Genomic DNA, 22,958 nt, shown 5'->3' with positions numbered 1-22,958 from the left:
CCACCACCCCGCGGTGGACCACCCCCCATCCGGGATATAGGGGTGCACAGTGACAACCCTTGTCGCGATCCGGACCACAGAATCCCTCAGGCGGAGGACGGGCGGGGTCTACAGATCCGCCGCAGCTGGCCGATAAGGGCAGGGATGGAGTCCCCCCGACCCCCCGCCGATCCGGCGCGGAGCGCCGCGCCCGCGCCCAGCCCGCTCCCGCCGCCGTACCAGGGCCCGATCCCCGCGGCGATGCCCCTGCCGCAGGAGGCGCCGTCGGAGCCCGAGCCGTTGGTCCGCCTGGACGGCGTCGGCCACCGCTTCGGCACGAACGACGCCCTGAGGGACCTGAGCTTCGAGGTGCCCGACGGGCGCATCACCGTGCTGCTCGGGCCGAACGGCGCCGGCAAGACGACGGCCATCCGTGCCATCACCGGTGCGCTCGCCCCGATGTGGGGCACGGTGCGGACGTTCGGTCTCGACCCCGACGACGACGGCCACCTGGTCCGGCCGCGCTGCGGCGTCGTGTCGGCCAAGCCCGCCCTCTACGACCGCCTGACCGGCCGGGACAACCTGGCCTACTCGGCGGAGCTGTACGGGGTGGGTGACGCCGCGGCCGACCGCATCGAGGACGCCGCAGCGCGCTTCGGCATCTCGGACGCGCTCGACCAGATGGTCGGCGGCTACTCGACGGGCATGAAGACGCGCCTCGCGCTGGCCCGCTCGGTGCTGCACGACCCGCAGCTGCTGCTCTACGACGAGCCGACCTCTGGCCTCGACCCCGAGTCGTCCTACGCCGTGCTCGACCTCATCCGGGAGATGACGTCGTACGGGCACACCGTCGTCATGTGCACGCACCTGCTCGCCGAGGCCGAGGGCCTGGCCGACCACATCGTGATGATGGAGGCCGGCACCGACCTGATCTCCGGCTCCCCCGACGAGCTGACCCGGCGGTACTGGCCGCACCCGATCGTGACGCTCGACGCCGTCGACCCGCGGCTGCTCGACCGGGCGGCGTCGTTCCCGGGCGTGGCCGGCTACCGGCGCGACCCGTCGGGCGCGCGGCTCGAGGTCGACGACCTCCGCCGGGTCCCCGACATGGTCGCCTCGCTGACCGCGGACGGCGTGCGGCTGACGCGGGTGGAGCCCCACGTGCCGACGCTCGAGGACCTCTACTTCACGATCCGCCGCGAGGCCGGCATCGTCGCCGGGATCGGCGGGGTGTCGGGCGACGGCGCCGACGCCGAGCACTCCGGCGGGCCGATCGTCCCCCGCGAGCGCGGGCTGGCCCCGGTCACGACCGGCCACGGCCAGCTGCCGTCGCTCGGCGACGGCTCAGCCGCCCCCGACCGGACCGTCCCGCCCGCCGGCCGCCCCGCAACCACCGACCAGCCGATGACTGGAGCCCCCCGATGACGACCGTCGACTTCGGTGGCGCCGGCGCCCCGCAGCGCTCCGCCCGCCACTCGCAGCGGACCCGGGCCGCCAAGGACTTCGACCGCCACCGCATGTGGGTCGTCGCGCGCACCGACCTCCGCCAGCTCGTCCAGTCCAAGGACTACTGGATCCCGATGGTGGCGCTCGGCTCCCTGTTCTTCTTCGTGATCCCGACGATCCTGCTGCTGACGATCACCCGGATCGGCGACATCAACGTCGTCCAGCAGGCGTCGCAGGCGCTCAAGATCCTCCCGGCGCAGGCCCAGGCCCAGATCCAGGGCACGTCGCCGCAGGGCCGCACGGCGTTCGCGCTGGCGGTGTACCTGTTCGCGCCGGTGGCCGTCGTCGTGCCGCTCACGATCTCGACCGCCGTCGGCGCCGCCACCCTCGTCGGCGAGCGGGAGCGGGGTACCGGCGAGTTCCTCGCCCACTCCCCCGCCTCGGTGAAGGAGATCTATCTCGGCAAGCTGTTCGCCAGCTTCGTGCCCGGGTACCTGACGACGCTGGTCGGCTTCGGCATGTACTCGCTGGTGGTGAACCTGGTCGTCGGCCCCGATGTCGGCGGCTGGTTCTTCCCGACGCCCGAGTGGTGGGTGCTGATGCTCTGGATCATCCCGCCGTTCCTGCTGCTGACGCTGTCGCTCGTGCTGCGGCTGTCGGCCAAGGTGCGCTCGACGGCGGCGGCGCAGCAGGCGTCGGGCCTGATCACGCTGCCGATGATCGGCATCGCGTACAGCCAGTCGACCGGCACGCTGCTCGGCGGGTCGTCGGCGACGGGCTGGATCCTCGGAGCGATCGCCTGGATCATCGCGGCGTTCAGCCTCAGCCGGGGCGTGCGCTCGGTGACGAGGGCCCGCCTCCTCGGCGTCGCCCAGTAGCCCGCTCCCCGGATATAGGGGTGCACAGCGACAACCCTTGTCGCGATCCCGACCTCAGAAATCGGGAGCGCCGCCGACGCCGCAGGTCAAGGGGGACCGATCCCCGCTGACAGGTCAGGCCGACGGTCGGTACTGCTGGGCCATGTGGATGACACGAGTCCCGACGGCCGACTGCACGCGTGGGCTGCCGCGCACCACGGCCTGTACCGGACGTCCGACGCGATCGCCGCCGGGCTCAGCCGGCGACAGATCCGCTACCGGCTCGAGCAGGGGCGGGCCGAGCAGATCGGCTACGGCCTCTTCCGGGTTGCTGGGGCTCCCCTCACCCAGGAGCAGCGGAACCTCGCCGCGGCGTGGCGGACCGGCGGGGTCGTGTCGCACCGGACCGCCGCCGAGGTGCACGACCTCGTGCCGCGCAGCATCCACACCCCCCATGCATCGGTGACCCGCCGGCGCACCCACTCGCTCGACGACGTGATCGTCCACCGCAGCGACGACTTGCTGGACACCGAGGTGATGGAGCTCGCCGGGACACCGGTCACGACGCCGGCACGGACCCTCGTCGACGTCGGCCTCCTCATCGACGAGCTCGAGCTCGAGAAGGCGCTCCACCGAGCGGTCCACTCCGGTCGGGCCAGCTTCGACGAGGTGTGGCGGATCTACCGCCGGGTCTCGGCGCAGGGCCGCAACGGCGCCGGACCGATCGGCGAGCTGCTGCGATCGCTCGGCCGGGACAGCGCCGCGGCCGAGAGCGACCTCGAGGTCGAGCTGCTCGCCGCACTCCGCACCTACGGCGCCCCGGCGCCGGTCCTGCAGCACCCGGTCACGGTCGACGGCGAGCGCTTCCGGCTCGACCTGGCGTACCCCCGGCACAAGCTCTTCCTCGAGGGCGACGGCTTCGGGGTCCACGGCACCCGGGACGGCTTCGAGCTCGACCGCCACCGGCAGGACCTGCTCGTCCTCCACGGGTGGTGGCCGCTGCGCTTCACCTGGCGCCAGATCAGGCGGTCGCCGGAGTGGTGCGCGACCACCGTCGTCCGCAAGCTCGTGGAGATCGAGCGGACCTGGTCGTGATCTCGCAGGATTTCTGTGGTCAGGATCGCGACAAGGTTTGTCGCTGTGCACCCCTATATCCCGGAGAGGACCTCGACGAGGTCGGGGGTCGTCCGGTAGCCCGCCGCCGCGTTCAGGTACCGGTGCGCGTACCGCACGACGCCGGCGGCGTCGATCACGAACGTCGAGCGCCGGTACAGGTCGAGCAGGCCGACCACGCCGTAGTCGTGGCCGACGGCGAGGTCCTCGTCGGACAGCAGCGGGAAGGCGAACCCGCCCTGCCCGTCGGCGAAGTCCCGGTGGGACTCGGGGGACTGCGGCGACAGGGCCAGCACCGTCGCGTCCAGGTCGTCGAAGTCGGCGATCGTCCGGGTGTACTCGTTCAGCTGCGCGGTGCACACCGGCGAGTCGTCCGCCGGGTAGAACGCCAGCACCACCGGGTGCCCCCGCAGCGCCGACAGCGTGACCGTGATCCGCTCGCCGGTGCGGCCGTCGACGCCGTCGAGGGTGAAGTCGGGGGCCGGGTCCCCGACCCGCAGCACGTCGGGTGCGGCGTCGATCGCTCCGGTCGCGTCCTCGGGAGGGGTCACGCGTCGATCGCCGCGAGGACGTCGTCGGGGATGTCCATGTTGGCGTACACGTGCTGGACGTCGTCGTGGTCCTCGAGCGCGTCGACCAGGCGCAGCACGCCCTTGGCCGACTCGACCGAGTCCAGCTCGACCATCGAGCTCGGGAGCATCGTGAGGTCGGACGAGTCGACGGCGATCCCCGCGTCCTCGATCCCCTGGCGCACGGCCGCGGTCAGCTGCGCCTCGCAGGTCACCTGCCAGTGCTCGCCGTCGTCGGTCACGTCGTCCGCGCCCGCGTCGATCGCGGCGAGCATCAGCTCGTCCTCGTCGACCGAGCCCGGCACCATGACGAGGCCCTTGCGCTCGAACTGCCACGCCACCGCACCCGGCTCGGCGATCGAGCCGCCCTGCTTCGAGAAGATCGAGCGGACCTCGGGACCGGTGCGGTTGCGGTTGTCGGTCAGCGCCTCGATGTAGATGGCCACGCCGTGGGGCGCGTAGCCCTCGTAGGTGACCTCCTCGTAGGTGACGCCCTCGAGCTCACCGGTGCCGCGCTTGATGGCGCGCTCGATGGTGTCGAGGGGCACCGACGCGTCCCGCGCCTTCTGGAACATGGTCCGCAGCGTGGGGTTCATGTCGGGGTCGCCGCCGCCGTTGCGGGCCGCGACCTCGACCTGGCGGATCAGCTTGGCGAAGAGCTTGCCCCGCTTGGCGTCGGCGGCGCCCTTCTTGTGCTTGATCGTCGCCCACTTGGAATGCCCGGACATGCCGCTCCTGTTCATTGCGCCGGGCTGCGGTCCGAGCCCGTTCGCGTTGCGATGTTCACCCGGGCCGGTCTCGCCCGGGTTGCGTCGGTCCCGCCGTCGGCGGTGGCCGGTGCCGCCGCGTCAGCGGATGAAGAGCTCGTGCAGGCGACGGTCGCCGGCGAGCTCGGGATGGAAGATGGCCACCATGATCGCGCCGCTGCGCACCAGCGCGGGATTCCCGTCGATGGTGGCCAGCACCTCGCAGTCGGGGCCCACCCGCTCGATGACCGGCGCCCGGATGCACACGGCGTGGAACGGCCGGTCGCCCAGCCCCGCCTCGTCGAGCGCGGGCACCGGCACGTCGATCTCGAAGCTGTCGATCTGGCGGCCGAAGCCGTTGCGGCGCACCGAGATGTCGACCGCCGACAGGCAGTGCTGGTCGTCCCGGCCGTCGAGGATCTCGGAGCTCAGGAGGATGGCGCCGGCGCAGGTGCCGAACACGGGCCGGCCGGAGGTGGCGAAGTCCCTCAGCGGCTCGAGCAGGCCGCCCCGCTCGGCGAGCATCGACATCGTCGTCGACTCCCCGCCGGGCACGACCAGCCGGTCGACGTCGTCGAGCTGCTCCGGCCGGCGGACGAGCGTCGTCGCCACCCCGAGGGACTCGAGCGCCTCTGCGTGGAGCGAGAACGCCCCCTGCAGGGCGAGGACCCCGACCTTCACCGCGGCACCGGTCGCGTCCGGGTCACCACCCGCGATCCGCGAACTGGACCTCGATCTCGTCCATGCCGATGCCGGTCATGGGCGCACCCAGGCCGCGGCTGACCTTGGCCAGGATGTCGGCGTCGGTGAAGTGCGTCGTCGCCTCGACGATCGCCTTGGCGCGCGGCGCCGGGTCGTCGGACTTGAAGATGCCCGAGCCGACGAACACGGCCTGGGCGCCGAGCTGCATGGCCAGCGCGGCGTCGGCCGGGGTGGCGATGCCGCCGGCGCAGAACAGCGGCACCGGCAGCGTGCCGGTCTCGGCGATCTCCTGCACGAGCGGCAGCGGCGCGCGCAGCTGCTTCGCCCACTCGAACAGCTCGGCGGCGTCGGCCTGGGTGAGCTTGCGGATGTCGCCGGTGATCGACCGCAGGTGCCGCACGGCCTCGACGATGTTGCCGGTGCCCGCCTCGCCCTTCGAGCGGATCATGCAGGCGCCCTCGGAGATGCGCCGCAGCGCCTCGCCCAGGTTGGTGGCGCCGCACACGAACGGCACGGTGAAGGCCCACTTGTCGATGTGGTGGGTCTCGTCGGCCGGGGTGAGGACCTCGGACTCGTCGACGTAGTCGACGCCGAGCGACTGCAGGATCTGCGCCTCGACGAAGTGCCCGATGCGGGCCTTGGCCATGACCGGGATGGTGACGGCGGCCTGGATGCCCTCGACCATCGCCGGGTCGCTCATGCGGGCGACCCCGCCGTCGACGCGGATGTCGGCCGGCACGCGCTCGAGCGCCATCACCGCGGTGGCGCCGGCGTCCTCGGCGATCTTGGCCTGGTCCGGCGTGACGACGTCCATGATGACGCCGCCCTTCAGCATCTCGGCGAGGCCGCGCTTGACGAGCTGCGAACCGGTCTGGTGCTCAGCGCTGGTTCGGGGGGTGGAGCCGGACTGGGACATGCCAGGAGTCTACCGACCGCACCCCGGGCGACCCGAAGCGCGAAACCGGCGGCGCCGCCCGGATCGGCGGTCCACGGCAGGGCGGGTGACGGATCTCTCAGCGGCGATCGGGCGCCGTCGGGACCTCAGAGCTCGTGCAGGACGGCGGCGCGGTACGCCAGCGGTTGCAGCGCGGTGCGGGCGATCGCCGGGTCGACGCCCACGTCGTCGGCCGAGGTCGACGCCAACCAGAGCTGGGCGGCCGACGGCACGGCCGACGGCACGTCGGTGCCGATGCGCTCGAGGTGCTCGAGCGCCGCGGCCAGGCCCGGCGGGTACCGCGTCATGCCGACAGCGGCCAGGTCGGACTGGACCGAGCGCTGCTCGCCCAGGCCGTCGGCGACCACACGGCCGGCGGGCTCGACCGAGCCGAGCAGGCCGCCCAGCAGGGCGAACGTGACCGTCCCGTAGCGGGCGGAGCCGTCCTTGATGCGCCCGAGGAGGTTGGCGGCGACGCCCTCGAGCTCGACCACCGACAGCGACTCGACGAGCCCCCTCGTCACGACGATGGCGCTGCGCTCGGTCGAGGCCGCGGCCATCGCGTTGGCCTCGTCGCCGTCGAGCACCCAGAGCTCGGCGTCGCCGACGCCGCTCGTCACGCTCAGCCCGTCGACGACGTTGGTCCAGCGCGGGAAGTCCTCGGGCGCCATGCGCGTCGCCCCGGTCGTGGCGAGCACCTTGTCGAGCGAGCCCCGGGCCCGGAGGTGCACGGCGACCGCCCACGCCCCCGCCACGACGACCACCGCCGCGACGCCCAGCAGCGGGCTCACGAGGACGGCCACGACCACGGCGACGACCATCCCGGGCATGATCCCGAACAGCGACAGCGCCCGGACGACGGCGTCGGTGCGGCGATCGAAGTCGGCGGCGACGGCGGCGGTCCCGGCGGGCGTGGATGAGGTCGACACGGCGCTCCAATCTAGCGGCGGGGCGCCACCGGACCGCAGCCCGCCGGGCGCGCGCCGCCATCCGGGGCGGCACCGGCCCCCTGCCGACTCGGCACGGGCCCCTGCCGAGGGGGCACCGGCCGTCAGCCGATCGGCGTGCCGAGGAGCTGGCGGTAGCGGTCGAGGTACCGCTCGGCGAGCAGCTCCATGTCGAACGGGCGGACCCGCTCGTGGCCGAGCGCCCGCTGCGCGGCGGCGCAGTCGGGGTCGGTCAGCACCCGGGTCAGCGCCCGGCCGAGGGCATCGGCGTCGCCGGGCGGCACCAGGATCGCGGCCGGCGCGGCCGGCACCGAGCCGTCGGGTCCGGGCGCAGTGGCGACCTTGGCGTAGCCGGGGATGTCGCTGGCCACGACCGGCGTCCCGGCGGCCATCGCCTCCAGGAGGATCACCCCGAAGGACTCGCCACCGAGCGACGGGGCGCAGAACACGTCGGCGCCGGCCAGCCGGGCGTCGCGCTCGTCGTCGTCGATCCGCCCCAGCCACTCGATCCGCTCGTCGGGGAAGCGGGCCTTCAGCTCGGCGGTGTCGGGCCCGGTCCCGGCCACCCAGACGCGGGCGTCGGCGGGCAGGTGCTCGACCGAGGCGAGCAGCACGTCGAGACCCTTCCGCGGCTCGTGTCGGCCGACGAAGAGGACCGTCGGCCCGTCGGTCGGCACGGGCGTGGCGCGCGCGAACCGCTCGACCTCGACCCCGTTGAACAGCAGCTCGTAGTCGCCGCCGAGGTGCCGCTCGGCGAGCTCCCGGGCGTCGTCGGACACGGCGATGCGCACATCGAGGCGCCCCGCGCCCCAGCGCACGGCGGGTGCCGCGGCGGTGTAGGCGGGCTGGGACCCCGCGGCGTGGAAGGTGCCGACGAGCGGAGCCGGCTTCAGCAGCAGCGAGGTGAGCGTCGGCCCGGGCGCCAGCGGCTCGTGCAGGTGGACGACGTCGAACGCCTCGTCCCACAGCGCCCGGATCGTCCGGAACTGCGCCGCCGGATCGGGGGCGACCGGCGCGACCGACCCGTTCGACGCCGTCGGCAGGCTGTTGCCGAGCGGCGTGACGAAGAGCTCGGGCGGCGGGCCGTCGCACGGGGCGAGCACCCGGGCCTCGTAGCCCCGGCGGCGCATCGACCGGGCCAGCGCCAGCACCTGGCCCTGGACACCGCCCGGCATGGTCAGGCTGTAGGGACAGACCAGTCCGATGCGCACGGGCGGCACCCTACCGGGAGGCGGCCGGGCGGCCCTCGGCGTCGCCCGTCGGCTCGGCGCCGGACGGCGCGACCCCGTCGTCGAGCCCGAGCGCGACGAGGTCGCTCGGCCAGTTGGGCTGCAGCAGGTGCCACTGCTCGGGCGCGATGCGGATCAGCCGCTCGAGCGCGTGGGCCAGGTCCTGGGTCACCCGCTCGACGTCGTCGCGCAGCCGGCCGCGGCGCTCGGTGTCGAGCGGCGCCTCGACGACGCCGTGGCAGCGGCTGCCGCGGAAGTAGACGGCGGTCGGCAGCAGGGGTGAGCCGGAGCGCAGCGCCATCAGCGCGGGCCCGCCCGGCAGCGTGGTGCGCTCCCCGAAGAAGCCGACCTCGATGCCCGACCCGGCGAGGTCGCGGTCGCACAGCAGGCACATCACGTCGCCGTCGGCCAGCGCCTTCGCCGACTCGGAACCGGCCGACGGGCCGAGCGGGATGATCCGCATCCCGAGCTCGTCGCGCAGGTCGAGGAACCACTCGTACAGCTCCGGCGGCTCGAGCTTCTCGGCCACCGCGCTGACGTTCCAGCCGTGCTCGGTGCCGAGGTAGCGACCGGCCCACTCCCACCCACCGACGTGGGGCAGCGCCAGGATCGGTCCGACGCCCCGGTCGATCGCCTCGGTGAGGTGGTGGAGGCCCTCGATCGAGATGCCGTCGGCCACCTGCGTCGGGGTGAGCGCGGGAAGTCGCAGGGTGTCGAACCAGTAGCGGGCGTAGCTCTGGAACACCTGCCGCACGGCCCGCCGGATCTGCGCGTCGCTGGCGTCGGGACCCAGCGCCCGGCGCATGTTCCGCTCGGCGATCAGCCGCTGGTCACCGGAGAGCGGGACGGCCAGGCGTCCCAGCGCCGAGGCCGCGGCGGCGCCGACCGGGCCGGGTACGGCGCGTACGAGGCGCGAGGCGAGGCGGAGTCCGCCGACGGACAGCTCCATGGGGTGCGGTGCGCTCGACCGGGGTCAGCGACGGGGGCGGCGCTCGGCGCGGCCGGCGCGCTGCTCGGCCCAGCGGGAGCCCGAGGTGCGACCGGTGCGCCGGGCCCGGGACCGGCGACGGTCCGACAGCGCCGGCGCCGGCGCCGCAGCCTGCTTCCACACCTTGACGAAGCGCTGGCCGGCCGTGATCAGGTTCAGGACGATGATCACCGCGAGGACGACCAGCAGCAGCTGCGAGAACAGCAGGCCGACGCCGAGGAGGATGAACCGCTCGGCGCGCTCGACCAGGCCGCCGCTGCCGTCGAGCCCGAGCGCGTCGGCCTTCGCCCGGATGTAGGAGACGAGCGAGGCGGACACGTAGCAGGCGACCGGCAGGATCACGACCCACGGACGACCGTCCGACGCCGCGAGGTACCAGGTCACGCCGCCGAACAGGAGCCCGTCGGTCAGCCGGTCCGAGACGGAGTCGAAGAAGGCGCCGCGCTGCGAGGAGGTGCCCCAGGCCTTGGCGACCGCACCGTCGATCAGGTCGGGCAGGCCCGTGAGGACGAGGAACAGCAGGCCCAGGCTGAGCGCTCCCCAGCCGATGGCGACCGCGGCCGCGACGGCCATCACGATGCCGGCGGCGGTGATCATGTCGGCGGTGATGCCCAGGCGCTTGATGCTCTGGCCGATGGGCTTCACGGCGGCGTCGACCTGGGTGCGGAAGTTCCCGTCGAACATGGGGTCGGCCTCGTCTCTGCACCCCGCCCGCCCGGTCGGTCCGGGATCCGGGGGCCGACGGCGCCGGTGCGGTCGCCACGCTCGGGTGGCGCGCCCCGGCGGCGGCCGCGGGTGCTAACTGGAGTTAGCACCCACCGTAACCCGGGAGCCCGGAAAAGTGAAGGACACCCCCGGGTGCCGGTCGGGCACCCGACAGCGGTCTCAGCCGGACGGCGTGCGGGAGCCCCGGCCGGCGCCGGTCAGGCGGTCAGCGAGCCGTCGAGCTGCGACCAGTCCTCGGGGTTCTCCTCGGCGAACCACTCGATGACCTCGCCCGACACGCCGTCGACGAGCACGATCCCCCGCTGCTTCGGCGGGTTCTCGGCCGAGTAGCAGAGGATCCGCCAGGTCGGCCGCGACAGCCAGCCCCGCCACGCCATCTGCGCCGAGGCGTGGCCGACCGCGAAGCCGACCGTCCCCGAGGCGGTCGCCAGGGCGTCGGACTCCTCGACCGTCAGCGTCCAGCCGGCGATCATGCCGTAGGCGCCGAAGGCGATCAGGCCCACCCCCGCCCACAGCGTCCCGGTGTTGATCAGCGCGCTGTCGGTGTCGTTCAGGGCGAACAGCACCACGCACGCCGCGCCGAGCACGAGGTAGATCGCGGCGGGGATCCGTCGGCGGTTGTTGTTGGGGAACGTGTAGGGGCCGACGAACTCCGAGACGTCGAGGTCCTCGGGCAGCTCGTCGGCGTAGTCGTCGTCACCGGAGAGGGCGGCTCGGAGGTCGGCGCCCTCCTGGTCGAGCAGCTCCTCGGCCGCCGGCGACGGCGACACCGGCTCGCCACCCGAGCGGGCGTCGCGATCGGCTGCGTCTCCGTCGTCGGGCTGCGTCACGACCTCGACCGTAGCGGTCGCACCTCACCGATCTGAAAGCGGGCTGGCACTGCCTCAGCCGGCAGGCTGGTGCTGCCTCAGCCGGCAGGCTGGCCCCGCCTCAGCCGGCAGGCTGGCCCCGCCTCAGCCGGCGGGCTGGCCCCGCCTCAGCCGGCAGGCCAGGCCGCCCGGATGCGGGTGCGGGCCTCGTCGAGCGACACCGGCAGCACGCGGGTCTCCGCCGCCACCGTCATGAAGTTGGCGTCGCCGATCCACCGGGGCACGCAGTGCACGTGGAGGTGGTCGGCCTGCGACCCTCCCGCCGCCGTGCCGAGGTTGATGCCGACGTTCACTGCGTCGCAGCCCAGACCCGCCTTGAGCGCGGTCACCGCGTCGCGCACCAGCGCCCACAGCTCGGCGAACTCGTCGGGATCGAGGTCCTCGAGGTCGGGCACCGCCCGCAGCGGCAGCACCATCAGGTGGCCCGACGTGTACGGGAACCGGTTCAGGATCACGAAGCACCGGTCGGCGCGCAGGACGATCTGCTTCTCCTCGTCGGTGCCGGGCGCGTCGAGGATCCGCTCGAAGAGCGAGCGCCCGTCGTCGGGCTCGGCGGCGGCCGGGGCCCCGGCGTCACGGCCGTCCGTCACCCCGGCGACGTACGCGGACCGCCAGGTGGCCCAGAGGTGGTCCAGCGCCACCGGCTACTTCTTGGACGCGACGTCGGCGCCGAGGCGCTGCACGAACGAGCCCAGCGTGACGTCGCGCTCGACCTCGCCGCGCTGCCCGTCGGTGGCTCGGGGGTTCACGCCGACGGTGCGGTGGGCCACGTCGTCGTCGCCGACGACGAGCACGTACGGGACCTTCTCGCCCTTGGCGCGGCGGATGCGGTTGCCGAGCGTCTCGTCCGCGGCGATCACCTCGGTCCGGAACCCGTGGCCCCGCAGCTCGGCCGCGACCTCGTGGGCGTAGTCGGCGTGGGCGTCGGCGACCGGCAGCACCTTGGCCTGCACCGGGGCCAGCCACGCCGGGAACGCACCGGCGTAGTGCTCGAGCAGCACGGCGAAGAACCGCTCCACCGAACCGAAGAGGGCGCGGTGGATCATCACCGGCCGGTGCTTCTCGCCGTCGGCGCCGATGTAGCTGAGGTCGAAGCGCTGGGGGAGCATCAGGTCGACCTGGATCGTCGACATCTGCCACGACCGCCCGATCGCGTCACGGGCCTGGACCGAGATCTTCGGGGCGTAGAAGGCGCCGCCGCCCGGGTCGAGCACGAGCTCGAGGTCCTTGCCCTCGGCGGCGACGCGCAGCGCCTCGGTGGCCTCGTCCCACTCCTCGTCGGAGCCGATCGCCTTCGTCTCGGGCTTGGTCGACAGCTCGAGGTAGAAGTCGTCGAGGCCGTAGTCGCGCAGCAGGTCGAGCACGAAGTCGAGCAGCGACGAGATCTCGTTCCCCATCTCCTCCTTGGTGGTGAAGATGTGGGCGTCGTCCTGGGCGAAGCCGCGGGCCCGCGTGAGGCCGTGGACGACGCCGGACTTCTCGTAGCGGTACACCGTCCCGAACTCGAACATCCGCAGGGGCAGGTCGCGGTAGGACCGCGTCCGGCTCCGGTAGATCAGGATGTGGAACGGGCAGTTCATGGGCTTGAGGTAGTACTCGGTGCCCGACCCGCCGGCGCCCGGATCGAGCTCCATGGGCGGGTACATGCCGTCCGCGTACCACTCGAGGTGACCCGACGTCTGGAACAGCTCGCCCTTCGTGATGTGGGGCGAGTACACGAACTCGTAGCCGGCCTGCTCGTGGCGCTCCCGGGAGTAGTCCTCCATGAGCCGGCGGATCAGGCCGCCCCTCGGGTGGAACACCGCCAGGCCGGAGCCGACCTCGTCGGGGAAGCTGAACAGGTCCAGCTCGGCGCCCAGCCGCCGGTGGTCGCGCTTCTGCGCCTCCTCGAGCCGGTGCAGGTGCTCCTTGAGCTGCGCGTCGGTCGCCCACGCCGTGCCGTAGATCCGCTGGAGCATCGGGTTCTGCTCGCTGCCGCGGAAGTAGGCGCCGGCGACCCGCATCAGCTTGAAGTGGCCGAGCTTGCCGGTCGACGGGACGTGCGGACCGCGGCACATGTCCACGAAGCCGGGCGTGTTCCGGTAGAAGCTGATCGTCGACCCGTCCACCACGTCGGCGGCGAGCTCGTCGACCACGGCGTCGTCCACGTCGTCCCCGCCCGCGGCCGCGGCGGCGGCCAGGTCCATGAACGTCCGCTTGTACGGGTGGTCCGCCATGAGCTCGCGAGCCTCGTCGACCGGTAGCTCGAAGCGCTCGAACGTCTGGTTCGCGGCGATGATCGAGCGCATCTTCTCCTCGATGCGCGCCAGGTCCTCGTCGGAGAACGTTTCGCCGCCGGGCAGCTCGAAGTCGTAGTAGAAGCCGTCCTCGATGGCCGGGCCCCCGGCGAAGGTGGCGCCGGGCCAGAGCTCCAGCACGGCCTGCGCGAGCACGTGGGCGGTCGAGTGGCGGATGTGCTCCAGCGCCTCGGCGTCCTTGACGGTGACGATGCGGACGGCGTCGCCGTCGTAGAGCCGGTGGCTCAGGTCGACGGGCTCCCCGTTCACCTCGACGACCAGGGCGTCCTTGGCCAGCCGCTTGCCGATCGACGCCGCCAGGTCGGTGCCGGTCGCGCCCTCGGGGAGGGTGCGCTCGGAACCGTCGGGCAGCTTGATGGCGATGTCGGACATGGGTCGCAGGCTACCGGCGGGCCCCAGCCGCCCCGAACCGGGTTCGCGGGCGTGGCGCCGACGCGACGGCGCCCGATCAGTGGGCGACGGCGACCAGGCCGCCCCGGCGCGGATCCCGGGCCACGGCCCGGCCGCCCAGCGACGCGCCGGACAGCGACTCCGGTGCCACGTCGGGCGCGACCCAGTCGCTCCAGGCGCCGGAGTCGATCGCGAGGACCCGCCTGGTCGCCGTCCCGACGGCGGGCAGCACCACGGCGTCGGGGTCGGCCATGGTGGGGAGCGGCCGCTGGACGTCGCGCGACGGCCCGACGCCCGGTGGCGGCTCGAACGGCCGGCGGTCCCAGGTCGTGGACCCCGGACGGGCGAGGTAGAGGCCCTGGTCGGCGTCGTCGACCCGCGCGCCGGTCGGGAGCGCGAACCGATCGGCCATCGCCGCCCACGCGAGGCCCTCCGCGGTGCAGGCGCCGCCCATGAGGTCGAGGGGCTCCGACACCGCCGCGGCGGTGGGCGCACCCCACGAACCGGCCTCGTCGTCCCAGAACACCGCCCGCACGTTGCGGAAGCGGTCCGACGCGGTCTCGACGCCCTCGCCGGCGGCAGCCCACGACACGCCGTCGGACGACTGCTCGACCGAGGCGACGGCGACCGTGCCACCCGAGCCGCACGCCACCGCCATCGGGATCGGAGGGTCGTCGACCGCTCGCCACTCGTGTGCCCCGGTCGGCAGGAACGACCACTCCGCCTCGCCCGCCGCCGGCCGGTACCCGTTGTCCGCCGCCATGGACAGGACGCCGGTCGGCGTGGCCCACAGCCGGACCAGCTCGGTGCCACGGGGCGACCGCGGGTCGCCGACGAACTGCCAGGTCCGGTCCGCGAGATCGAGCCGTGCGGTCTGGACGTGGCCCGGCCGGCACGCCGGCGCGGTCGTCGCCACCGGCTCGTCGCCGACGCACGCGGGCCCGCTCACCAGCAGGTGGCCGTCGGCGACCACCCCTTCGGGCCAGATCAACGGGTCCTCGAACGGCGCGGGCGGCAGCACCGACCACGACAGCGTGGCGGCGTCGAGCACGGCGACGTCGCCCGTCGGCAGGTAGTTGAGGCCGTACTTCGGGACCTGGCCGCCGAACGCGACCACGTCGTCGCCGTCGTTGCCGAGGACCGCAGCCGCGCCCTCGAACGGAGGGGTCGGGAGGTCGACCACCGGCACGGCCGGGTCGCGGAGCTGCGCGTGCACCTCGGGGCGGGGCGGCGTCGTCGACGTCGTGGACGGTGGCGGCGAGGTCGACGGCGCCGTGGTGGCCGAGCCCCCGTCCACGCCGTCGTCCGTGCACCCTGTGACCACCACCGCCAGCGCCAGCAGCGCGACGAGGCCGACCGCACCCACCCGTGCTCCCCTCATCCGGGCGACGCTACCGACCGCGACCGGTCGAGCGACGCTCAGGCGCCGGTGAGGGCGAGGTCCAGGTCGAGCGGCCTCGAACGGAGCACGGCCGCCGAGGACCGGCGCTCGACGCCGTCGGACTCGATCGACAGGTCGGTCGGACCGGCTGCGGCCGAGGCCACCACCACGGCCGGCGTGGCCGGGCCGCCGTTGCCGGCGACCGCTTCGGAGGCGGCCGGTTCGGAGGCGGCCGGGGCCGCGGGCTCGGCCGGGCGCGACGGCCGGTCGATCGGGATGACCGGCGCCACCGGGCGGTCGTCGTGCTCGACCTCCTCCTCGGGCACCGTCGGCACGACGGTCGGCACCACCGGGGCCTTGGCCGGCTTGGTGGCGTACGTGTCGACGTACGTCTGGCCGGACAGGTTCCGGATCTCGTACATCACCTCGTCGACGATCTGGCGCAGCACCAACCGGTCGCTCGCCCGGTCCATGTAGCGCTCGACGTCGATCGGGCGGCCGAAGCGGATGTGCACCCGGCGGAACGGCTGGGGGTAGCGGGAGTCGGGCGGCTGCACCTCGTCGGAGCCGATGATGCCGACCGGCACGATCGGCACGCCGGTGCGCAGGGCCAGCCGGGCGACGCCGGTGTGGCCCTTGTGGAGCAGGCCGTCACGGGCGCGGGTGCCCTCGGGGTAGATGCCGAAGAGCTCACCGGCCTCGAGGCAGCCGGCCGCCGCGTCGAGCGCAGCCTTGGCGGCGTCGCCGCCGGAGCGGTCGATCGGGATCATGCCCATGGCCGGGAAGAGCCACTTGGTCTTCCAGTCGTCCATGTACTCCGCCTTGCCCACGTAGGTGATGCGGCGGGGCAGGACGAGGGGGACGAAGAACGAGTCGAGCACCGAGATGTGGTTCGGGGCGATGATCGCCCCGCCGGACGCCGGCACGTTGTCCATGCCCTCGGTCGTGACGTTCCAGAGGAACTTGAAGGGCGGCGTAAGCATGGCGCGGAACACGGACTGCAGCTGCCCGGCGTCTCGCTTCTGCTGCTCGTCGGCCAACGGGTTCCCTCCCCTCGCTCCGGGCCCAACGCTGGCGGCCACCACTGCGGACGATCCGACGTCGCTCGTCACTGACGTCAGGGCAGTGATCCTACCCAGGGTCGACCGGCCCGATGGCCGGTTCCGGGCGGTTTCTGGGTGACCTCGGGGTCAGTGACCGACGTGTCGGTCACCGCTCGTGCCGAGGTCCACCGGGGTCAGGCGACGGGGTGCGCGACCGGCCGGTCGGTGCGAACCCCGAGCAGCGCGGCGGCCTCGGACACGCCGACGCCCGTGGCCGCCGCGGCGTCGATCGCCGCCACCGCGGCCGGCGTGTCGAGGTCCTCGTCGAGCGCGGCGCGCACCTGGTCGAGCGCGCCGGAGCCCTCGCCCGCCGCGACCCAGGCCGACAGCCGCTCCGCGGCCTCGGGCATGAGCTCGCCCTGCCACTCCCAGCTGTCGCGGTAGTGGTGCGACACGCACGCGAGCCGGATGGCCCGGGGGTCCCAGAGCATCGCCAGGTCGGAGACGAACACGAGGTTGCCGAGCGACTTCGACATCTTCTCGCCGTCCATCCGGACCATCGCCTGGTGCATCCAGTGCCGGACGAGCGGCTCGCCGGTCGCCGCCTCGGACTGCGCCGCCTCGCACTCGTGGTGCGGGAAGATCAGGTCGCTGCCGCCGCCGTGGAGGTCGATGGTCGTGCCGAGCTCGCGGAGGCAGAGCGCCGAGCACTCGATGTGCCAGCCGGGCCGGCCCGGACCCCAGAGCGAGTCCCACGCCGGCTCGTCGGGCAGCGACGGCTGCCAGAGCACGAAGTCGAGCGGGTCGCGCTTGTGCGGATCGTCGACGTTGCCGCCGCGCTCGGCGGCGAGCTCCAGCATCTGCTCACGGGAGTAGTGGCTGATCGCGCCGAACTTCGGGAAGTTCGCCACCTCGAAGTAGACGGCGCCGCCGGCCTGGTAGGCGTAGCCGCGGTCGAGCACCATGCCGATGAACCCGCGGATGTCGGGGATGGCCGAGGTGGCCCGCGGCTCGGAGAAGGCCGGGATCATCTCGAGGCGCTCCATGTCGGCGTCGAACCGGGCGAGCTCCGCCGCCGCGAGGTCGAGGTAGTGGACGCCGAGCTCCCGGGCCTTGGGGAGGATGCTGTCGTCGACGTCGGTGATGTTGCGCACGCACCGGGTGTCGTGGCCGAGGTCGCGCAGCCGCCGCTGCAGCACGTCGTAGGTGAGGTAGGTGGCGGCGTGGCCGAGGTGCGTCGAGTCGTACGGCGTGATGCCGCACGTGTACATCGTGACGATGTGGTGGACCGGCTCGAAGGGGACGATCGCCTCGCGGGCGGTGTCGTACAGGCGCACGGTGGCGCAGGCTACAAGCGCGAGCGACCGCAGCCGCACCCGAGGACCGGTGACCGGTGCCCGGACGCGGCAGGCCGCCCCTGCCGCTGGCGCGCAGGCCGCCCCCGCGTCAGGCCGGCAGGCCGGTGAACCGGACGGCGACGCGGGTCTTGTACTTCACGTTCACCTGGAGCAGCACCGCCGCGAACGCCTCGATCGGGGCAGCGTTGGAGAGCTCGCCGGCGTCGACCGCCCGCAGGTCGGGGATCTTCGACACGATGTCGATCGTCGTCGCCGTGGCGGACGGGTGGTCTGAGCACACGAGCACGTCGGACTCGACCGGGTGGTTGATGTCGCCGAGCTCGGCCGCGGGCACGTGGTGCATGCTCGCCGCCACCAGCGACCGCGGGATCGCGGCCTGGACCGACGCCGCCACCGAGCCGCGGGGCGGCACCAGGGGCTGGAACTCGTGGCCCACCCGGGCCAGCGCGTTCGCCATCGAGATCACGACCTTGCCCTTGAGCTCGCGGTCGCACTCCTTCACCGTGGCCGCGGCGGCGTCCCACGGCGTGGCGACGAAGACCACCTCGGCCGAGGCCGCGGCGTGGTTGTCGCCCGCCTCGATCGCCAGCTCGCGCTCGGGCCAGCGGGTCAGGATCTTGTCCCGAACCTCCATGGCCCGGTACTTGGAACGGGAACCGACGACCACGTCGAACCCGACCGAGGCCAGACGAGCGGCCAGGCCGCTGCCGGCCGGACCCGTACCACCCAGGACACCGATCTGCATCCGGGCAGTGTGCTAGGGCGACGCTCCGAGTTGCAACCACGAGGGCACCTCGCCGTCGGCGAACCAGACCCGCTCCCGGGCCCCGGACGCCCGGTCGGCGTCCATCGCCCCGACGAACAGCTCGTCCACCTGGCTCGGGTAGCAGCGTCGGAGCAGGCGGTGGAGCCGCTCCCCCACCGGCCCCGACACGTCGACCGGCACCAGGTCCGGGCGGAGCGCCCGGACCTGGTCCGCGACGACGTCGGCACCGACCAGCGAGGCGTAGGGCCGGTCCTCGTAGAACCCGATCCGGTCCGCGTGCTCGGCCGCGAGCCGCCGCCCGGCCTCGGCGACGAGCCGGTGGTCCAGGTGGTCGCCGATGCCGGCGGGCACGAGCACCACGGCACCGCTCCCCCGCAGGCGTCGCATCCACGCCGCGAGGTCGCCGACGAGCTGCTCGTCGAGCTCGGCGTCCGCGTCGAGCAGCTGGTCGGCGTCGAGCTGGCCGGTCCGCAGCACGATCTCCTCCCAGGGCGCGGTGCCGACCCGGTAGCCGAAGCTGGCCTGGGCCAGCGCCTCCTCGGACCGGCGCCAGGCGGTGACGGGCACGGCCCGGCCCCGGGTCGGGTGGAACCACCGCGTGAAGTTGGACCGCCCGAACACGACCTCGACGCGGACGCGGCACCGCGACAGCGCGCCGTCGAGCAGGCTCTGGCCGAGCGACAGCGGGGCGTCGTCGTAGTGCGGCGAGACGATCGTGACCGCCGGCCGCTCGCGCCGGCCGCCCCGGCGTGGGGTCGACGGGCTCACGGCCGCTCCCAGTAGCCCGGGTTCGCGACGGCGAGCTTGTCCCGCACCGACTCGCGCACCGCCGCGGTGACCTCGTCGAGCCGGTCATCGACCGCGCCCGAGCGGATCGCGGCGGCCAGCTCGACGTCGTCGGACACCCCGAGGGCGGCGAGGCGCTGGGAGTGGGCGGCGGCCTGGGCGGGCCCGAGCTCGAGTTCGCGCCGGACGGTCGCCACGACGTTGCCGGCCACCCGGGCGTGGAAGCCCAGCCGGCCCTCGACGCCGTCGCGCACCTCGACCAGGTACTCCCCGACCGCGTCGAGCAGCTCCGCAGCGGTGGGCCGGTCGTGCGGGCCGGTCGCGACCTCCCGCGACGGCAGGGAGGCCAGCGCGGGCTCGTAGTCGGACGGGCCGGCGATCAGCTCGAGCACGTCCTCCTCGTTCTCGGCCGTGCGCCGGCCGATCGCGGCGAGCTCGACCGAGCGGGTCGCGCCCCCGAGGTGCGTGGCCGCCTGCACGATGCAGATCACGCCCCACTTGAGCGTGCCCATCGCCTCCCACCAACGCAGGTCCTCGGGCGCCACGGGCGCGCCGCCCGCCGCGACGTAGCCCTCGACGAGGTCCTCGGCCGTCCCGACGCCGCCGGCGCGCAGCGGCGATCCGAAGCGCCACGCCCGCACGCAGAACCACCCGAGGTCCTCGACAGGATCGCCGAGGTGCGACAGCTCCCAGTCGAGCACCGCCCGCAGGCCGTCCTCGCCGACGATGAGGTTGCCCATGCGGAAGTCGCCGTGGACGACGCCGCGCCGGTGCGTCGCCGGACGGTTCCGGTCGAGCCAGCGGAGGCCGAGCTCGAACGCGGGGTGCGGCTCGCCGAGCGCGTCGATCAGGTTCCGGAACTGCTCGACCTGGTCCTCCTCGTGGAGGCCCTCGATCGCATCGGGGTCGATGCGGTGCACGGCCGCCAGCGCCGCGCCGGCCTCACGGGCGAGCGACGACCGGGCCGCCGCGAACCGGTCGTCGCGGAGGATGCGCCGGACGATCGTCTCGCCGTCGACGCGGTCCATGACGATGAACGGCGCGCCCAGCTCGTCACGGCCCTCGTCGGTGGCCACGAGCGGCGCCACGGGCACGCCGGTCGCGGCCGCCGCCCGCAGGAGCGCCCCCTCGGCCGACATGCCGCCACCCGCGCCGTTGCCGCCGGCCCGCTCGCGCTGCAGCACGAGCGGTCGCTCGGCACCATCGGGCGCCACCGCCGTGAAGGCCCACGTCTCGCGCGAGGCGCCGCCCGACAGGCGGGTGAGGTCGCGGATCGTCGACGCCGTGCCCGTCCGGTCGGCCAGCACCCGCGCCAACCCGGCCGCGAGCTCGTCCGTCCTGTCGCTCACCGTTCGTCCCCGGTCACCTCGTCCCCCGATCCCCTCGTCAGCCCTCGTCGCGGTCCGACTCGTCGCGGATGTCGCCGACGATGGCCTCGAGGATGTCCTCCAGCGTGACCAGACCGGACACGCGGTCCACCTCGCGCTCGTCGTGGTCGGTCACCACCGCCACGTGGCGGCGGGCCCGGCGCATGCGCGGCAGCAGGTCGCTCAAGCGGTCGTCGGGCCGCACCCGCAGCGCGACGCGCACCAGGCCCGGGGGCAGCAGCCCGTCGCGGCGGTCGTCGGGGATCCGCAGCAGGTCCTTGGCGTGGAGGAACCCGACGACGTCGTCGCGGGACGAGCCGACGACGAGCACCCGCGAGTGCCCGGAGCGGTGCACCAGCTCCTCGGCCTGGGCCACCGTCGCGGTGGTCGGCACCGTCACGAGCTGGTCAGCGGGCGCCATCACCTCGGTCACGCGGCGGTCGAGGAACCCGAGCGCCCCGCTCAGCAGGACGTGCTCGGTCGCCTCGAGCTCCCCCGATGCCACCGACTCCTGCATCATCACGGCGATCTCGCCCGGCGTGTGGGCCTGGGCGAGCTCGTCGGCCGGCTCGACCCGCAGCAGCCGGGTGCCCCACCTCGACAGCCGGTCGAGCACCCACACCGCCGGCCAGACGATGAAGGTGATCGCGCCCTGCAGCGGCGCGAGCAGGACGGCCGAGCGCTCGGGGGCCGTCAGCGCGACCGACTTCGGCACCATCTCGCCCAGGACCATGTGGAGGAAGGCGACGATCGTCAGCGCCACGGCCACGCCGAGCACCGTGGCCGTCGCCCTCGGCAGCGGGCTGTGCTCGAACCACCCCTCGATGACCGACCCGATCGCGGGCTCGATCAGCCAGCCGAGGAGCAGCGACATGACGGTGATGCCGAGCTGGCAGGTGGCCAGCTGCAGGTTGAGCGAGCGCATCTGCCGGAGCGCGGCGCTGGCACCGAACCGGCCGTCGTCGACCCACTGCTCGATCCGCTGGCGGCGCGAGGCGAGCAGCGAGAACTCGACCGCGACGAAGAAGGCGTTCCCGAGGATCAGCAGCACGCCGATGACGAGCACCGAGTACCAGCTCACGGCGCGACCTCGCCGTCGGTCGCGCCGCCGTCGTCGGGCAACCAGCCGGGCGGCGGCGCGACGAGGCGCACGACGGCCACCCGCCGGCCGTCCATCTCGGCGACCTCGAGCGACCAGCCGCGCTCGGTGAAGCCGTCGCCCACCTCGGGGATCGAGCCGAGCCGGTCGAGCACGAAGCCGGCGAGTGTCTCGTACGGCCCGTCGGGCACGTCGAAGCCGCAGGCCTCCTCGACCTCGTCGGGGTGCAGCCGCCCCGACAGGAGGTGGGCCCCCTGCCACCGTCGCACCAGCGGCTCGGCGCTCGCCGGATCGTGCTCGTCGGAGATGTCGCCGACGATCTCCTCGACCAGGTCCTCGAGCGTGATGATCCCGGCCGTGGCGCCGTACTCGTCGAGCACGACGGCGAACTGCCCGCTCTCGTCCTGCAGCTGCACGAGCAGGTCGCCGAGCTCGCTGGACTCGGGGACCATCGCCACCGGGCGCACGAGGTCCCGGAGCGGGGTGCTGCGGCGCCGGGCCGGATCGATGCCGAGCACGTCCTTGACGTGCACGACGCCGACGATGTCGTCGAGGTCGCCGTCGGTCACCGGGAACCGTGACAGGCCGGTCGTCTCGGACGCCTGCAGCAGGTCACCGGTGTCGGCGTCGATCGGCAGCGCCTCGATCTCCATCCGCGGGGTGAGCGCGTCGGCCGCCGTCTTCTCCCGGAACCGGAAGCTGCGGTCGAGGAGGTCGGCGGCCTGCAGCACGAGCGTCCCGCCCTCGTGCGAGGTCTGCACGAGCCGGTGCAGCTCGTCGCGGCTGCGGACGGTGTGGAGCTCCTCGGCCGGCTCGAGGCCGACGAGGCGGAGGAGGCCGTCGGCGGCCGCGTTGCACACCGCGATCACCGGTCGGAACAGCGTCACGAAGAAGCCGAACGGCGCGGCCATGGCGAGCGACGTGGTCAGCGGCTTGGCGACCGCCACCCCCTTCGGGATCAGCTCGCCCACGACCATCTGGACGACGGTCGTGAGCAGCAGGGCCGCCACCACCGACACCGTGACCGCGGTCGACTCGTCGAGCGGGCCGAACAGCGGCTCGAGCACGGGCGCCACGACCGGCTCGGAGAGGATGCCGAGGCCGAGGCTGCACAGCGTGATCCCGAGCTGCGCCCCCGACAGCGAGTACGACAGGCGGTGGAGGATGCCGTCGACCATGCGCGCCGCCCGCGAGCCGCGCTCCACCTCGATGGCCACCTGGCTGCGGTCGACCGCGACCAGCGCGAACTCGGCGGCCACGAAGAGGCCGTTGGCCAGGATCAGGGCGACGACGCCCAGCAGGCCCAGGGCGGTGCTCACGCGGTGGCGGGGCTCACGTGCTGCGGCGGGCGCCGACGGCGGTCACG

The 22,958-nt window shown here is 73.7% G+C and carries 22 protein-coding genes; 3 read left to right on the top strand and 19 right to left on the bottom strand.

What is annotated here, in order from left to right; genetic code table 11:
* The first annotated feature begins 144 nt into the window (after positions 1-144).
* The 3 genes from LH044_RS01135 (at position 145) to LH044_RS01125 (ending at position 3,377) form a co-directional block, all read left to right on the top strand.
* A complete protein-coding gene (locus LH044_RS01135; RefSeq protein ID WP_227757960.1) occupies positions 145-1,404 on the top strand; it encodes an ABC transporter ATP-binding protein in 1,260 nt (419 codons plus the stop codon).
* Positions 1,401-2,303 carry an ABC transporter permease subunit gene (locus LH044_RS01130; RefSeq protein WP_227757959.1) on the top strand — a complete coding sequence of 301 codons (903 nt, stop codon included), beginning with the start codon at positions 1,401-1,403 and terminating at the stop codon, positions 2,301-2,303. The genes LH044_RS01135 and LH044_RS01130 overlap by 4 nt, the downstream gene beginning before the upstream one ends.
* A gap of 144 nt (positions 2,304-2,447) precedes the next feature.
* A complete protein-coding gene (locus tag LH044_RS01125; protein ID WP_227757958.1) occupies positions 2,448-3,377 on the top strand; it encodes a type IV toxin-antitoxin system AbiEi family antitoxin domain-containing protein in 930 nt (309 codons plus the stop codon).
* A 53-nt stretch (positions 3,378-3,430) separates the two neighbouring features.
* Here LH044_RS01125 and LH044_RS01120 read toward each other — a convergent pair whose 3' ends face one another.
* From LH044_RS01120 to LH044_RS01030, 19 genes are all read right to left on the bottom strand, one after another.
* The gene (locus LH044_RS01120; RefSeq protein ID WP_227757957.1) at positions 3,431-3,946 is read right to left on the bottom strand and encodes a peroxiredoxin; all 516 of its coding nucleotides are present in this window, start codon (positions 3,944-3,946) and stop codon (positions 3,431-3,433) included.
* Positions 3,943-4,692: a YebC/PmpR family DNA-binding transcriptional regulator gene (locus LH044_RS01115; RefSeq protein WP_227757956.1), complete on the bottom strand. Its 750-nt coding sequence runs from the start codon at positions 4,690-4,692 to the stop codon at positions 3,943-3,945. Before LH044_RS01115 ends, LH044_RS01120 begins: the two co-directional genes overlap by 4 nt.
* Before the next feature lie 120 nt (positions 4,693-4,812).
* Positions 4,813-5,391 carry a pyridoxal 5'-phosphate synthase glutaminase subunit PdxT gene (pdxT, locus tag LH044_RS01110; protein ID WP_227757955.1) on the bottom strand — a complete coding sequence of 193 codons (579 nt, stop codon included), beginning with the start codon at positions 5,389-5,391 and terminating at the stop codon, positions 4,813-4,815.
* Positions 5,392-5,413: 22 nt separating this feature from the next.
* Complete coding sequence (gene pdxS / locus LH044_RS01105; RefSeq protein ID WP_227757954.1) at positions 5,414-6,328, bottom strand: pyridoxal 5'-phosphate synthase lyase subunit PdxS; 915 nt, start codon at positions 6,326-6,328, stop codon at positions 5,414-5,416.
* Between the two features lie 125 nt (positions 6,329-6,453).
* Positions 6,454-7,275, bottom strand: coding sequence for a M48 family metalloprotease (locus LH044_RS01100; RefSeq protein WP_227757953.1), 822 nt, complete (start codon positions 7,273-7,275; stop codon positions 6,454-6,456).
* Positions 7,276-7,397: 122 nt separating this feature from the next.
* The gene (locus LH044_RS01095; RefSeq protein WP_227757952.1) at positions 7,398-8,504 is read right to left on the bottom strand and encodes a glycosyltransferase family 4 protein; all 1,107 of its coding nucleotides are present in this window, start codon (positions 8,502-8,504) and stop codon (positions 7,398-7,400) included.
* A 10-nt stretch (positions 8,505-8,514) separates the two neighbouring features.
* Entirely contained in the window at positions 8,515-9,471 is a 957-nt protein-coding gene (locus LH044_RS01090) for a phosphatidylinositol mannoside acyltransferase (RefSeq protein ID WP_227757951.1), read from the bottom strand.
* 24 nt (positions 9,472-9,495) lie between these two features.
* Positions 9,496-10,194 carry a CDP-alcohol phosphatidyltransferase family protein gene (locus LH044_RS01085; RefSeq protein ID WP_227757950.1) on the bottom strand — a complete coding sequence of 233 codons (699 nt, stop codon included), beginning with the start codon at positions 10,192-10,194 and terminating at the stop codon, positions 9,496-9,498.
* 239 nt (positions 10,195-10,433) lie between these two features.
* Complete coding sequence (locus LH044_RS01080) at positions 10,434-11,066, bottom strand: hypothetical protein (protein ID WP_227757949.1); 633 nt, start codon at positions 11,064-11,066, stop codon at positions 10,434-10,436.
* A gap of 146 nt (positions 11,067-11,212) precedes the next feature.
* Entirely contained in the window at positions 11,213-11,746 is a 534-nt protein-coding gene (locus LH044_RS01075) for an HIT family protein (protein WP_227757948.1), read from the bottom strand.
* Positions 11,747-11,749: 3 nt separating this feature from the next.
* Entirely contained in the window at positions 11,750-13,774 is a 2,025-nt protein-coding gene (thrS, locus tag LH044_RS01070) for a threonine--tRNA ligase (protein WP_227757947.1), read from the bottom strand.
* Between the two features lie 76 nt (positions 13,775-13,850).
* Positions 13,851-15,173 (bottom strand): hypothetical protein, encoded by a 1,323-nt coding sequence (locus LH044_RS01065; RefSeq protein ID WP_227757946.1) that lies wholly within the window; start codon positions 15,171-15,173, stop codon positions 13,851-13,853.
* Between the two features lie 38 nt (positions 15,174-15,211).
* Positions 15,212-16,213 (bottom strand): lysophospholipid acyltransferase family protein, encoded by a 1,002-nt coding sequence (locus tag LH044_RS01060; protein WP_227757945.1) that lies wholly within the window; start codon positions 16,211-16,213, stop codon positions 15,212-15,214.
* A gap of 197 nt (positions 16,214-16,410) precedes the next feature.
* Entirely contained in the window at positions 16,411-17,553 is a 1,143-nt protein-coding gene (gene cysS, locus LH044_RS01055; protein WP_227757944.1) for a cysteine--tRNA ligase, read from the bottom strand.
* A 109-nt stretch (positions 17,554-17,662) separates the two neighbouring features.
* On the bottom strand, positions 17,663-18,319 hold the full coding sequence (gene npdG / locus LH044_RS01050) for an NADPH-dependent F420 reductase (RefSeq protein ID WP_227757943.1): 657 nt from the start codon (positions 18,317-18,319) through the stop codon (positions 17,663-17,665).
* A 12-nt stretch (positions 18,320-18,331) separates the two neighbouring features.
* Positions 18,332-19,108 (bottom strand): PIG-L deacetylase family protein, encoded by a 777-nt coding sequence (locus LH044_RS01045; protein WP_227757942.1) that lies wholly within the window; start codon positions 19,106-19,108, stop codon positions 18,332-18,334.
* Positions 19,105-20,475 (bottom strand): phosphotransferase family protein, encoded by a 1,371-nt coding sequence (locus LH044_RS01040; RefSeq protein WP_227757941.1) that lies wholly within the window; start codon positions 20,473-20,475, stop codon positions 19,105-19,107. Before LH044_RS01040 ends, LH044_RS01045 begins: the two co-directional genes overlap by 4 nt.
* Before the next feature lie 37 nt (positions 20,476-20,512).
* Entirely contained in the window at positions 20,513-21,574 is a 1,062-nt protein-coding gene (locus LH044_RS01035; RefSeq protein ID WP_227757940.1) for a hemolysin family protein, read from the bottom strand.
* The gene (locus LH044_RS01030) at positions 21,571-22,911 is read right to left on the bottom strand and encodes a hemolysin family protein (protein WP_227757939.1); all 1,341 of its coding nucleotides are present in this window, start codon (positions 22,909-22,911) and stop codon (positions 21,571-21,573) included. The genes LH044_RS01035 and LH044_RS01030 overlap by 4 nt, the downstream gene beginning before the upstream one ends.
* Positions 22,912-22,958 lie beyond the last annotated feature (47 nt).

The organism is Dermatobacter hominis (assembly GCF_020715685.1).
GTDB lineage: Bacteria > Actinomycetota > Acidimicrobiia > Acidimicrobiales > Microtrichaceae > Dermatobacter > Dermatobacter hominis.
This window is presented reverse-complemented; position numbering and strand designations above follow the sequence as displayed.